This is a genomic window from Actinokineospora baliensis (genome assembly GCF_016907695.1).
In the GTDB taxonomy this organism is placed as follows: Bacteria; Actinomycetota; Actinomycetes; order Mycobacteriales; family Pseudonocardiaceae; genus Actinokineospora; species Actinokineospora baliensis.
The window spans coordinates 3,165,896-3,178,667 of sequence record NZ_JAFBCK010000001.1 but is presented as its reverse complement, the minus strand read 5'-3'; the positions used below and the strand labels follow the sequence as shown (position 1 = coordinate 3,178,667).

The window sequence follows — 12,772 nt, the reverse complement described above, 5'->3', positions numbered from 1 at the left end:
GGGGGTGGCGGTCGGGCGGCAAGGTTCACCAGTTGCCACGACCGTTGCCGGTTCACCGCGCCAGCGGCCAGACCCTGGTCCAGACAATCGCGCGGACCAGGTCGCGGTCGGCCCAACCGAGGGTTCGGGAATCGTCGGACCCGCCGGGGTTGTCGCCGAGCAAGAACATTTTCCCGTTCGGCACCAGGGCATCCGCGGCCACGGTCGCACAGCCGTCCCGATCGCAGCAGGCGACCGGCTTGGTACCCCAGTCGGTGGCGGTCGCGACGACGTGCCACTCGGTTTCCCCCGCGGGCAGTACACGCACGACCGGGCCTGGATCGATCCGCACCCGGTCGCCCGCCGTGGCGATCACGCGCTTGATCACCAGCGGGCCGCCCTCGGCGAACCGGGTCTCGACCACGTCCCCGCGCTCGACGTCGTCCTGGTCGAGGAACGGGTGGGGCAGGACGCGGTCGCCGTCGAGGTAGGTCGGGCTCATGCTGCCGCCGGAGACCGGCACGGCGAGCACCGCGACGGCGACGACCGCGACCACGACGAGCGCGGTGAGCACCCCCGCGACCGCACCGACCACCCGCCAACCCCGGACCCGCACAGCCGGAGACGTTACCTGACGGTAGTGCTTATCAAAACGTTACAGAGGTACGGACAGTCACCACGCCGATGATCGCCAACCTTGGCGCGACCAGCCTGCACAGCGCTGACCATTGAGATCGCTCGCAATCTTTGTTGGCCAACCTCACGATGTGTAGCTGTTACGTCGAAGTAACTGTGACCTGAGGTCACGTCCTACTGCGAACGGCCCCTTGTCGCTGCCCCGCGCGGTTTGCCATGGTGTCCCGACCACCGGGGGCCGACGCGTTCCCGCGCAGGTCAGCGCGGGTGCTGGTCCACGGGCAGCCACCACAGCCGGGAGCGCCGATGCGCCATGCCAAGCACCGCCTGTCCGCCGTGCGCGCCTGGAACGACCGGATGCGCGCGGCGGCCGCCGGACCCCGCACGGGCACGCGGTGGGGCCGCAGCGCGGCGGTGGCGCTGCCCGCGGCGGCGGTCGCGGCGGCGCTGGGGGTCGCGATGGCCCAGGGCGCGCTCGCGGCGAACTTCTTCGTCTCCGGCCAGCCGTTCACGCTGCGTTCCGACCAGGTCAACGGCAGCGGTTTCGCCGCTTTCCTGCACAGCAGGCAACTCGCCGACGGCAGCCAGGCTGGCAAGGGCGAGGCGATGGCCCGCGCCGGGTTCCAGTCGGCCAAGCTCGACGGCCTCTGCGCGGTGATCCACCAAACGATCCTCGGGCTGCCGTACACGCTCAAGCTCAACGCGGGCTCCCCCGTCGACGGCACCCCCAACGGCGGCCCGGACGTCATCGACGCCTACAACCTGATCCTCGAGGCGAAAGCCGTGCAGGGCGCGCAGAGCCAATTCTCGGAGATGGTGCTCGGCAAGACAGCGCACCAGGTGCAGATGGGCGGCCAACCGCTCGAGGGCGGCACGGTCGGCGCATTCGGGCTCGAAGCGGGCGTCGTCCAGGTAACCGGACTCACCGCCGACGCCTACACCGCGGAGATCAGCGGGAACATCACGCTGCCGAAGCTGAACCTGGCCATCGTGCCCGGCACGGTCAACTGCTGAGGGAACTTCCATGACGACTCTGAAAGCGGTCTGGCCCGCGCTCGCAACCGGGTGGCGCTGGTTCACCGACTTCCGGCGCACCCGCCCGTTCTGGGGCGGGCTGTGGCTGGTGCTGGGCGGGTGGGCGATCATGTCGCTGACCTTCGCGCCGATCTCGGTGGTGCTGGGGGCCGGGTTCGGCGGCATCGCCGGGTACCTGCTCGGCGGCGGCCTGGTCCTGTTCGGACTGTGCGCGTGGTTCGCCCCCCGGTCCCGGCACCTGGCGGGCTTCCTCGGGGTGCTGTTCGCGCTGGCCTCGCTGGTGGCCTCGAACCTGGGCGGGTTCTTGATCGGCATGCTGCTGGGCGTCCTGGGCGGGTCGATGACCTTCGGGTGGGGGCCCAAGCGGGTCAGGGAGTCCGAAAAGGACACCGCGGACACCGAGGAAGTCGAGGCGGCCGCGTGAAGCGGGCGCTGGCGTTCGGCACGGCGCTGGCGGTGGTCGTCGCCAGCGCCGTGCTGCCCGACCTGCCGTACCTGAGCGCCCAGGCCGCCCTCGCGCCCGCGCCGACACCCGCGCCGCAGATCGGGTTCCTGACCACGCCCAAGGACAAACCGCTCAAGGTCACCGCGAGCGCCGGGTACGCCGCATCGATCCAGTACAAGGGCACCGAGACCGTCGTCGACGCCAACGGGGTGTCGTTCCAGGCCGCGCACTACACCTTCCGCGCGCTGACCCTCGACAACCTGACGATCTCCGACGGTAGCCGCACCAACTACGCGCTCACCCTCGGTTCCAGCGGCACCACCCAACTCGGCGGCACCAACTCGGCCGGGCAGCAGATGCAGACCGACCTGTGGGCGAACAACCTCTACGCGTCGAGCCCGCTGCTGCTGTGCGCGCTGCCCGCCGCGTGGCTGCTGAGCCTCGGCATCTCGCTGAGCGTCCACCTGTGCGACGTCCGGATGGACCTCTACGCGCTGAAGGCGTTCAACCCCTCCCCCACCTCGGGCAGGGACAACCCGGTTCGACTGCCCGGTGCGTCGTTGACCGTCACGAGCAAGGGCACCTCGTGAGGGGCCGCACCCACTGGCGCAAGGCCGCGCTGCTGGCGCTCCCGGCGTTGGTGGTCGCGGGCGTGCTCGGGGTACGTGTGGCCGAAGGTGCGCTCGCCTCGGAGGTGGTTGTCCAAGGCGGCACGTTGTCCCTGTCCACCAGTGGCTTGTATGGGACTGACTTCGGGCTCTCGGTCGGCGACGTCACGCGGCAGAACGCCGACGGCAGCACCACCCAGGTCCGGGTGGGGCGCCTCGGGTTCGCCGAGGGCAGGCTCAACGAGCTGTGCCTGTCCTTCCAGCAACAGGTCCTCGGCACCTGGTTCACCGTCTACCTCACCGGCGGCGACGGGAACCGGTCCACTTGGGAGATCCAGACCGGCAACGTCGAACTGGACGTGGTCTCGGCGACCGGCGCGCTGGACATGGACGGCGTCGTGAAAATCGGCGTCCCCGGCGAAGACGTCACAACGATCAAGGACGCGGCGGGGAATTCCGTACCGAATCCGCTTCGCGTTCCGGCCACCGAACACCGGATCGGGATCGATGCGACATTCGCGGAATTCCGCCAGGTGCAAGGACAGATCTCGGTGATGTCGATCCCGCGGCCGTTGCGCATCCCCAACCTGGCGTTGCGGATGGAGCGCGGCAGGGCGCAATGTGGCGCTCCGGCGGCACCCCAGGGCAATCCGTAACCGGACGCCACGGCCGTGGCGGCGGGCACGCGGCATCTCTTACCCTGAGAATTAACTACTCCGGCGGGTTCACCCCCGAGGCGGTCATACTAAAGTGGGGCAATGCCCTCTGGTGACGCCGAGTCCACCGACCGACTTCCGCACTTCGACACCGTTCTGCGCGGGTACAACCCACGGCAGGTCAACGAACGGGTCACCCGCCTCACCTACGACCTGCGCCACGCGACCAAGGGCCGCGACGACGCAGCGTCGAAGGTCGCCGAGCTGACCAAGTCGCTCGGCTCGCTGCAGCAGCAACTGCTGGAGACCACGACCCGGCTCAACCGGATCAGCGCCAACCCCAACAGCACCGAGGGCATGACCGAGCGGGTGCGGTTGATGATGCAGCTGGCCGAGGAGGAGATCGCCGAGTTCAAGCGGCAGGCCGACGACTACGGCGCGGCGACCCGGGCGGAGGCCGAGGGCTACGGCGCCAACACCCGCAAGGAAGCGGACGGGTACTCGGCGGCCACGCGCACCGCCGCCGACGACTACGCCGCCCAGACCCGGCTCAACGCCGAGGCGTACGCGGGCAAGACCGCCAAGCAGGCCGACGACGCGGCGGCCAAGACCCGCGGCGAGGCCGACGCCTACGCCAAGGACCTGCGGGCCAAGCACGACAAGCTGATCGCCGACCTCGAGGAGCGGCGCAAGCAGCTCGAGGCCGACTACACCCGCAACCACGCCGAGCTCGACGCCGAGTACGAGTCGATGCGGGCCGCGCTGGCCGCCGAGCACAAGAAGCTGATGGCCGACGCCCGCGCCGAGATCGAGCAGCAGGCCAAGGCGAACGAGGCGCGCATCGCGCAGCTCTACGACGAGGCCGCCGCGCACCGCGACAAGCTCGACACCGAGGCGCTGGCCGCCCGCGAGGCGCTCGACACCGAGTCCGCCGGTCGCCGCACCGCCGCCGAGGAGCAGGCCGAGCGCGAGCTCACCGCCAGCCGCGGCGCCGCCGAGGCCGCGATCGCCAAGCGCACCGAGGAGGTGGAGCAGGCGCTGTCCGCCCGCACCACCGAGGTCGAGACCAACCTGGCCGAGCAGACCGCCGCGATCGAGGCCGCGCTGCTGGCGCAGACCGAGGAGACCGAACAGGCCCTCGCCGACCAGCGCGCCAGCGCCGAAGCCGACATCAAGACCCAGCGCGACGCCGCCGAGAAGGCCGCGGCCCGCCTGGTCGCCGACACGGAGAAGCAGAAGGCCGACACCGAGCGCGCCCTCACCGAAGCCCGCACCAAGGCCGACGCCGACATCAAGGCCCAGCGCGAGGCCGCGGAGAAGGCAGCGGCCAAGCTGGTCGCCGACGCCGAGAAGCAGAAGGCCGACACCGAGCGGTCGCTCACCGAGGCCCGCACCAAGGCCGACGCGGAGATCAAGACCAAGCGGGAGAGCGCGGAGAAGCACGCGGGCGACCTCGTCGCCAACGCCGAAGCCAAACTCGCCGACGCCACCACCCGCCACGAGCAGGCCGACGCCTTCGAGCGCCGGGTGTCCGAACAGGTCGCCAGCACCTTCGCCGTGCTGGAGGAGGCCAAGCAGCACTTCGCCGAAAGCCTCGGCGCCAAGGCGGCCTCCAAGAACGGCACCCCCGCCAAGGCGGGCGCCCGCTAGAACCCCGTCGCTGCAGTGGGCGGGCACCGATTCGGTGCCCGCCCACTGGCGTGTGGGAGGTCTACACGCTGGAGGCCGGACACCCGAAGGACCAGCGGCAGCGGTGCCGAGGTGGGTGCGGGCGCCGATCTTGCCGAGCCGGCCGCCGATGAGGGCGCAACGGCCGCACGACCTCGGCGAGCGCCGGGGGTGGCGGCCGGGTACCGCCCGGCCACGTGGAGCACGGTGCGGAGGCCGGCACCCGCACAGGCTCGCCTGCCGCCACCGCCCGGCACCAGCAGCCGACGGCAGCCCCTGCCACCGCCACACAGAACGGACTAGCACCGCCATCAAGCCAGCCGTCGACGGCAGCCTCGGCCACCGTCCCTCGGCGAGCGCCGGGGTGGCGGCCGGGTACAGGCCGGCCACGTGGAGCACGGTGCGGAAGCCGACACCCGCACAGGCTCGCCTGCCGCCACCGCCCGGCACCACCAGCGAGACCAGCCGCCGACAGCAGCCTCGGCCACCGTCCCTCGGCGACCAGCAGCCCGGCACCGCCGTAGACCAGCCGCCGACGGTGGCTCCTGCCAAAGCCGCGCCCCCGCTAGAGCCGCATCACACCAGTGGGGCGACACCAACCCGGTGCCGCCCCCGCTAGCCGTCTCGCTGCCCCACTGTCCTGTGTCCGGGTGCCGCAGTGCACCGAACGCGCCGGAAACGCCAGTGAGGCCGGTCCCCGAGGGGACCGGCCTCACCGCACTGCTGTGGTGACTCGCCGAACGTCAGCCGCGGACGACCTTGCCCGCCTTGAGGCAGGAGGTGCACACGTTGAGGCGCTTGCGCTGGGAGATGCCCAGGCGAGCGTGCACGGTCTGGATGTTCGGGTTCCAACGGCGGTTGGTCCGCCGGTTCGAGTGCGAGACCGACTTGCCGAAGCCTGGCCCCTTGCCACAGACGTCGCACACGGCAGCCACGTCAGACACTCCTTCACGTTGGGTATCACCCGCGCCGGTTCCGTTCGCCGAGCGAACAACCGACCGCGGACGCACGTACGAGAGCCCGGGCGTGCCCAGGCGCTCGGAACAGGGTAACCGGTGCGCCCAAGCGGCTCCAAACCGGGGCGGGCAGGCGGGCTACCCTCGCGGGAACCGGTTGGAGGTGGACGTGCTCGAGGCGTTGGACGCGGCGGAGGTGCGCCGGTGGGTGGCGGCGTGCGCGCAGTCGCTGGACGCGCACCGGGCGGGCATCGACCGGATCAACGTCTACCCGGTGGCCGACGGCGACACCGGGTCGAACCTGCTGGACACGCTGCGGGCGGCGCTGGAGGCGCTGTTGCGGGCCCCCGCCGAGGAGCGCGCCGACGCCGGGGCGGCGGTGGGGGTGGCAGCGCGGGGGGCGTTGGCCGGGGCGCGGGGCAATTCGGGGGTGATCGCGTCGCAGCTGCTGCGCGGGATGGCCGAGGCGCTGCGCGGGCGGGCCGTGATCACCGGGCCCGACCTGGTGGCGGCGCTGCGCGCGGGCGCGAAGAAGGCGTCGGCCGCGGTGTCCGAGCCGGTCGCGGGGACCATGTTGACCGTTCTGGACGCGGCGGCGGCGGCGAAGGGTGGCCCCGATCTCCACTCAGTGGCGTCGGCGGCGGCCAAGGCGGCGGCCGCGGCGCTGGAGCGGACGCCCGACCAGTTGCCCGCGTTGGCCGAGGCGGGGGTGGTCGATGCGGGTGGGCGCGGGGTCGTTGTTCTGTTGGACGCCCTGGTGGCCGTGATCGCCGAGCAGCCCGCTGCGCTGGTGGCCGCGGTGCGCGCGAGGGCCACCGAGCCGATCGGGACCTCGCTGGTCACGGCCAGGGAGGGCGGCTCGGAGCTGTACGCCTACGAGGTCATGTACCTGCTGCGCGACACCGACGACGCGGCGGCCGACCGGTTGCGCGACGAGCTGGACGACCTCGGCGACTGCGTGTCGGTGGTCGGCGACGGCGCCGGGCTGTGGACCGTGCACGTGCACTGCAACGACATCGGCGGCGCCATCGAGGCGGGGATCGAGGCTGGTCGACCGACGCGGATCCGGGTGGCCCGCTTCGCCGACGCCCCGGCCAGCGCGCCGGAGCGCTTCGCCAGGGACCGCGCCGTGGTCGCCGCGGTGCGCGACGCGGAGTTGGCGGAGCTGCTGCTGGCCGAGGGGGTCGCGGTGCTGCGGTCGCGGGACCCGGACCCGTACGAACTGCTCGAGGTGATCACCGGGACCACAGCGGCGCACGTGACGGTGCTGCCCGGCGACGCGCGGCTGATGGCGGTGGCCGACGAGGCCGCGATCCGGGCGGTCGCGGCGGGGCAGGACGTGGTGGTGGTGCCGTGCGCGTCGCCGGTGCAGGTGCTGGCCGCGATCGCGGTGCACGACCCGCGCAGGCGCGCCGGTGACGACGTGGTGGCGATGGCCGAGGCCGCGGCGGCGACCAGGCGCGGTGAGGTGGTGGTCGCCGAGGAGGACGGCATCACCTGGGTCGGGCCGTGCCGGGCTGGCGACGTGCTCGGGTTCGCCGACGGGGAGGTCGTGCTCATCGAGGCGGGCCCGGCCGACCCGGCCGCGCTGGCCGGGGCCGCGGTCGGGGTCGTCGAGCGGATGCTGGCCGCCGGTGGTGAGCTGGTGACCGCGCTGGTCGGCCGGGACGCCCCGGACGGGGTGGCCGACGCGGTGGCCGAGCACCTGCGCCTGCACCGCCCGGACGCCGACCTCGCGGTGCACCGGGGCGGCCAGCGCGAGGCGGTCGTGATCTTCGGAGTGGAGTGACGGGCTGTCGGTGGGTGACGACAGAATGCACTCGGCCCGGTGGAAGTGGCGGGCGGACACGCGGCGGACGAGGCGGGCTGGAGCGCGATGACTGGGCTGGGCGAGCGGCTGGACCGGCTGGTGGGCAAGAAGTCGGCGGACGCGCTCGCCGCGTCCTACGACCTGGCGACGGCGGGCGACCTGCTGCGCCACTACCCCCGCCGCTACGCCGAGCGCGGCCAGCTGACCGACATCGCGGGCCTGGAGGTCGGCGAGCACGTCACGGTGATGGCCAAGGTCGTGTCGGTGAACAAGCGGCAGATGAAGACCAAGCGGGGCACCCTGGTCGAGGTGTCGCTGACCGACGGCAAGCGGACGCTGGACTGCGCGTTCTTCAACCAGCCGTGGCACATGGACAAGCTCAAGCCGGGGATCAGCGCCCTGTTCGCCGGCAAGGTCACCGCGTTCCGGCAGAAGCTGCAGCTGGCGAACCCGGACTACCAACTGCTCGACGGGGACGCCGAGACCGAGGCGGTGGAGGAGTTCGCAGGCGGGCTGATCCCGGTGTACCCGGCGTCGGCGAAGATCCAGTCCTGGCAGATCGCGCAGTGCGTGCAGCAGGTGCTGGCGGTGCTCGACGAGATCGAAGACCCGTTCCCGGACCCGTTGCGCGACAAGCTGGGTCTGCCGCCCTACGAGCAGGCGGTGCGATCGATCCACCGGCCCGCGGAGTGGGCGGACCTGGAGTTGGCGCGCACCAGGCTCAAGTGGGACGAGGCGCTGTCGGTGCAGTTGGCCCTCGCGCAGCGCCGCCACGCCGCGGGCGCCCGACCGGCTCCGGTGTGCCCGCCCGTGCCCGCGGGTCTGCACGACGAGTTCGACAAGCGGTTGCCGTTCACCCTGACCGCGGGCCAGGTCGAGGTGGGCGAGGCGATCACGGCCGACCTCTCCGGCTCGCACCCGATGAACCGGCTGCTGCAGGGGGAAGTCGGGTCCGGCAAGACGATCGTCGCCCTGCGGGCCATGCTCCAGGTCGTCGACTCCGGCCGCCAGGCCGCGATGCTCGCGCCCACCGAGGTCCTGGCCGCCCAGCACGCCCGGTCCCTGCGCGAACTCTTGGGCGACCTGGGTCAGGGCGGTGAACTGGGCGCGGCGGACAACGCCACCCGGGTCACCCTCCTCACCGGTTCGTTGACCGCGCCGCAACGCAAGCAGGCCATGCTCGACGCCGCGAGCGGGGCGGCCGGGATCGTGGTCGGCACGCACGCGCTCATCCAGGACAAGGTGTCGTTCGCCGCGCTGGGGCTGGTGGTGGTCGACGAACAGCACCGCTTCGGCGTGGAGCAACGCGACGCGCTGCGCGGCAGGGCGGGCGAGAACCAGAGCCCGCACGTGCTGGTGATGACCGCGACGCCCATCCCCCGCACCGTCGCCATGACCGTCTACGGCGACCTGGAAACCTCGGCGCTGCGCGAACTCCCGGCGGGTCGCTCCCCCATCTCCACCACCGTCGTGCCGGTGTCGGAGAAGCCGTCGTGGCTCGACCGGGTGTGGCAGCGGGTCCGCGAAGAGGTCTCCGGCGGCCACCAGGCCTACGTCGTCTGCCCCCGCATCGGCGACGAGGAAGACGGCCCCGGCGGCGGGGACGACGGCCGCAGGCCGCCGCTGGCGGTGGTCGAGGTCGCCGAGATGCTGGCCGCCGGTCCGCTGTCCGGGCTGCGGGTGGGCATCCTGCACGGGCGGATGACCGCGGACGACAAGGACGCGGTGATGCGCGGCTTCGCCGCCGCCGAGATCGACGTGCTGGTGGCCACCACCGTCGTGGAGGTCGGCGTGAACGTGCCGAACGCCACCGCGATGGTGATCATGGACGCGGACCGCTTCGGCGTCAGCCAACTGCACCAGCTGCGCGGCCGGGTCGGCCGGGGAGCCGCGGCCGGGGTGTGCCTGCTGGTCACCGAGATGATCGGCGGAACGTCCACAAGGGACAGGCTGGACGCGGTGGCGGCCACCCTGGACGGGTTCGAACTGGCCAGGATGGACCTGGAACTGCGCAGGGAGGGCGACATCCTGGGGGCCAGCCAGTCCGGGGCCAAGTCGGGCCTGAAGATGCTGTCGCTGGTGCGCGACGAACAGGTCATCGCCGACGCCAGGGTGGTGGCCCAAGCCCTGATCGCCGACGACCCGGACCTAGGCGCCTACCCGGGCCTGGCCGGGATGGTCCGCCAGGTGGTGGCCGCGGACCGAGCGGAGTACCTGGAAAAAGCCTGACCCCTACGGCAGCTTCCACTCCACCGGCTCGGCACCCTGCTCCACCAACAACGCGTTGGCCCGGCTGAATGGCTCCGCCCCAAGGACCCGGTATGCGCCGACAACGGAGCTCGGGTGCGCCGACTCCACCGCTCGGAGATCACCAGAGCCGCCACCCGGCGGGGGCTGCCGAGTTCCACGCCAAGAGGCCAGCACCCGGCCGCAGGCCCAGCCCTACGGCAGCTTCCACTCCACCGGCTCGGCACCCTGCTCCACCAACAGCTCATTGGCCCGGCTGAACGGCTTCGACCCGAAGAACCCCGCGTGCGCCGACAGCGGGCTCGGGTGCGCGGATTCGATCGCGGGCACCGAGCCGAGCATCGGTCGCAGGTTGCGGGCGTTGCGGCCCCACAGGATCGCCACCAGTGGGCCGCCGCGGGCGGCGAGGGCGCGGATCGCTTGTTCGGTGACCTGTTCCCAGCCCTTGCCCTGGTGCGAGTTGGACTTGCCCGGTTCCACGGTCAGTGCTCGGTTGAGCAGCAGCACGCCGTGTTCGGTCCAGGGGGTCAGGTCGCCGTTGGCGGGGGTGGGGTGGCCGAGGTCTTCGACGTATTCCTTGTAGATGTTGATGAGGCTCTTGGGGATCGGCCGCACGTCCGGGGCCACCGAGAAGGACAGGCCGACGGCGTGGCCCGGGGTGGGGTAGGGGTCTTGGCCGACGATGAGCACCCGGACGTCGTCGAAGGGTTGTTGGAAGGCGCGCAGGACGTTCTCACCGGCGGGCAGGTAGGTGCGCCCGGCGGCGATCTCGGCGCGCAGGAAGTCGCCCATGACGGCGACCTGGTCGGCGACTGGTTCCAGGGCCCGGGCCCAGCCCGGTTCGACGATCTCGCTCAGGGGTCGTGCCACGGCGGCAGACCATACTCACCCCGACGGGTGGACTTCGTCACGGGGTGAGGGTCTTGCCGAGGTGGCGCGCCTTCGGGGCGTCGGCGTAGAAGCCGAACGGGGTGACCGGTTCGTAGCCGCTGGAGAGGTAGAGGGCGATCGCCTCGGGTTGTTCGGTGCCGGTTTCCAGGATGAGCCTGCGGAAGCCGCGGTCGAGCGCGGTGCGCTCCAGTTCGGCCAGCACCGCGCGGGCCAGGCCGCGGCCGCGGGCGGTCGGGTTGACGTAGAGCCGTTTCATCTCGACCGACTCGGCGTCGTGGGCGCGCCAGGCGCCGGAGGCGACGGCGGTGTCGTCGAGGTAGCCGATGAGGAACAGCCCCGCGGGCGGGGTGAACTCGGCCGGGTCGACCGGGGTCTCGTCGACGCCGCCGTAGCGGATGACGTACTCCTGCTGGACCTCGGCGATCATCTTCGCCACGTCGGGGTGGGCGTAGTCGCGGATTTCGATGCGCACACCGCGATTGTCACCTACTGCGGTTGCCGTCCCCGGCGGGCCACCTCACCGCCAGTGCTGCCACCCGCCCGGGCCGGAGTAGACCGCGCCGTCGACGGTCACCCCCTGGCCGCGGCCGACGGTGCCGATCACCCGCCAGCCCTCCGGCACGCCGTGCGGGTCGGGGAAGGTCGCGGCCAGCGCGTGGTCCTCGCCACCGGTGAGCACCCAGTGCCTGGGGTCGCCGCCGAGCGCGGAGGCGACGTCGACCAGGCGCTGGTGCACCTCGATCAGGTCGGAGCGCACGTCGATGGCCACTGTGGAGGCCGCGCAGAGGTGGCCGAGGTCGGCGAGCAAGCCGTCGGAGACATCGATCATCGCGGTGGCGCCCGCGTCGGCGGCAGCCGGACCGGCGGCGTACGGGGGTTCCGGGGCGCGGTGGGCGCCCACGACGCTGACCGGGGAGCGGAAACCGCGGCCCAGCACGGCCAGCCCGGCGGCGCTCCAACCGAGCTTGCCCGCGACGGCGAGGACGTCGCCGGGCCGCGCGCCGGCCCGGGTCACCGGTGCCCGACCGCGCAGATCACCCAATGCGGTGAGGGAAATCACAAGGGTGGCGGACTCGGTCATGTCGCCGCCGACGATGCCGACCCCGGCTCTGGCCGCCTCCTGCCACATGCCCGCGGTGAGCTCCTCGATCACCGCGGCCGGGGTCGCCGGTGGGCAGGCGATGCCCACGAGCACCGCGGTCGGTTCCGCGCCCATGGCGGCGATGTCGGCCAGGTTCACCGCGACGGCCTTGCGGCCGACGTGCTGCGGGGTCGACCAGTCGAAACGGAAGTGCACGCCCTCGACGAGCACATCGTTGCCCGCCACCACCCGCCCGTCCGGGGCGGCCACCACGGCCGCGTCGTCGCCCGGCCCCAACAGGGTGGTCCTCGGCTGCGCCCGGCCGCCGGTGACCCGTTCGATGAGTCCGAACTCACCCACCTCGGCAACGGTTTCCGCGCCATCAGGCGTGTTCGGACTCACTGCATTCCTCCGATCACCGACATTCGGAATCCCCAACGAAACGCAACTGGGGTACGTTGCTGGACACGTTCCTACCTCTATGGGACTCATAACCGCGAAGGGGCGCGCCGTGGTCCACGCATACATCCTGATCCAGACCGAGGTCGGCAAGGCCGCTGCGGTGGCGGCGGAGATCGCGGGCATCGCGGGCGTCACCACGGCCGAGGACGTGACCGGCCCCTACGACGTCATCGTGCGGGCGGAGGCCGACAACGTCGACCTGCTCGGCCAGCTGGTCGTGGCCAGGATCCAGAACGTCGACGGCATCACCCGCACGCTGACCTGCCCGGTGGTCCACCTCTGAGGCGTGGTCTAGTGG

Annotated in this window: 13 protein-coding genes; 8 read left to right on the top strand and 5 right to left on the bottom strand. The window is 72.0% G+C overall.

All coding sequences use genetic code 11. The features are described from left to right. Positions 1-52: 52 nt before the first annotated feature. Positions 53-595, bottom strand: a complete 543-nt coding sequence (gene lepB / locus JOD54_RS15225) for a signal peptidase I (RefSeq protein WP_204451159.1) — start codon at positions 593-595, stop codon at positions 53-55. 326 nt (positions 596-921) lie between these two features. On the opposite strand from lepB, the gene JOD54_RS15220 reads away from it, so the two are divergent. The 5 genes from JOD54_RS15220 to JOD54_RS15200 all read left to right on the top strand — a co-directional run bounded on the left by JOD54_RS15220 (position 922) and on the right by JOD54_RS15200 (position 5,009). Beyond that, the gene (locus tag JOD54_RS15220; RefSeq protein ID WP_204451158.1) at positions 922-1,629 is read left to right on the top strand and encodes a DUF6230 family protein; all 708 of its coding nucleotides are present in this window, start codon (positions 922-924) and stop codon (positions 1,627-1,629) included. 10 nt (positions 1,630-1,639) lie between these two features. After that, on the top strand, positions 1,640-2,074 hold the full coding sequence (locus JOD54_RS15215; RefSeq protein WP_204451157.1) for a DUF6114 domain-containing protein: 435 nt from the start codon (positions 1,640-1,642) through the stop codon (positions 2,072-2,074). Further along, positions 2,071-2,685 (top strand): hypothetical protein, encoded by a 615-nt coding sequence (locus tag JOD54_RS15210; protein ID WP_204451156.1) that lies wholly within the window; start codon positions 2,071-2,073, stop codon positions 2,683-2,685. The genes JOD54_RS15215 and JOD54_RS15210 overlap by 4 nt, the downstream gene beginning before the upstream one ends. Further along, a complete protein-coding gene (locus JOD54_RS15205; protein ID WP_204451155.1) occupies positions 2,682-3,359 on the top strand; it encodes a DUF6230 family protein in 678 nt (225 codons plus the stop codon). The genes JOD54_RS15210 and JOD54_RS15205 overlap by 4 nt, the downstream gene beginning before the upstream one ends. A 102-nt stretch (positions 3,360-3,461) precedes the next feature. Next, on the top strand, positions 3,462-5,009 hold the full coding sequence (locus JOD54_RS15200; RefSeq protein ID WP_204451154.1) for a coiled-coil domain-containing protein: 1,548 nt from the start codon (positions 3,462-3,464) through the stop codon (positions 5,007-5,009). Between the two features lie 761 nt (positions 5,010-5,770). On the opposite strand, the gene rpmB is transcribed toward JOD54_RS15200, so the two are convergent. Then, on the bottom strand, positions 5,771-5,962 hold the full coding sequence (rpmB, locus tag JOD54_RS15195; protein ID WP_018682090.1) for a 50S ribosomal protein L28: 192 nt from the start codon (positions 5,960-5,962) through the stop codon (positions 5,771-5,773). A gap of 190 nt (positions 5,963-6,152) precedes the next feature. On the opposite strand from rpmB, the gene JOD54_RS15190 reads away from it, so the two are divergent. Continuing rightward, positions 6,153-7,772, top strand: coding sequence for a DAK2 domain-containing protein (locus tag JOD54_RS15190; RefSeq protein WP_204457031.1), 1,620 nt, complete (start codon positions 6,153-6,155; stop codon positions 7,770-7,772). Positions 7,773-7,859: 87 nt separating this feature from the next. Further along, a complete protein-coding gene (gene recG, locus JOD54_RS15185) occupies positions 7,860-10,022 on the top strand; it encodes an ATP-dependent DNA helicase RecG (RefSeq protein WP_204451153.1) in 2,163 nt (720 codons plus the stop codon). A gap of 213 nt (positions 10,023-10,235) precedes the next feature. Here the strand turns inward: recG and JOD54_RS15180 are convergent, their stop codons facing one another. From JOD54_RS15180 to JOD54_RS15170, 3 genes are read right to left on the bottom strand one after another with little or no spacing between them, the layout of a single operon-like run. Then, positions 10,236-10,910 carry a uracil-DNA glycosylase gene (locus tag JOD54_RS15180; protein ID WP_204451152.1) on the bottom strand — a complete coding sequence of 225 codons (675 nt, stop codon included), beginning with the start codon at positions 10,908-10,910 and terminating at the stop codon, positions 10,236-10,238. A gap of 37 nt (positions 10,911-10,947) precedes the next feature. Further along, positions 10,948-11,403, bottom strand: a complete 456-nt coding sequence (locus JOD54_RS15175) for a GNAT family N-acetyltransferase (protein WP_443601534.1) — start codon at positions 11,401-11,403, stop codon at positions 10,948-10,950. 45 nt (positions 11,404-11,448) lie between these two features. Next, positions 11,449-12,414: a thiamine-phosphate kinase gene (locus JOD54_RS15170; protein WP_307860070.1), complete on the bottom strand. Its 966-nt coding sequence runs from the start codon at positions 12,412-12,414 to the stop codon at positions 11,449-11,451. A gap of 109 nt (positions 12,415-12,523) precedes the next feature. Between JOD54_RS15170 and JOD54_RS15165 the strand changes: the two genes are divergently transcribed. Next, positions 12,524-12,757, top strand: a complete 234-nt coding sequence (locus tag JOD54_RS15165; protein WP_204451150.1) for an Lrp/AsnC ligand binding domain-containing protein — start codon at positions 12,524-12,526, stop codon at positions 12,755-12,757. Positions 12,758-12,772 lie beyond the last annotated feature (15 nt).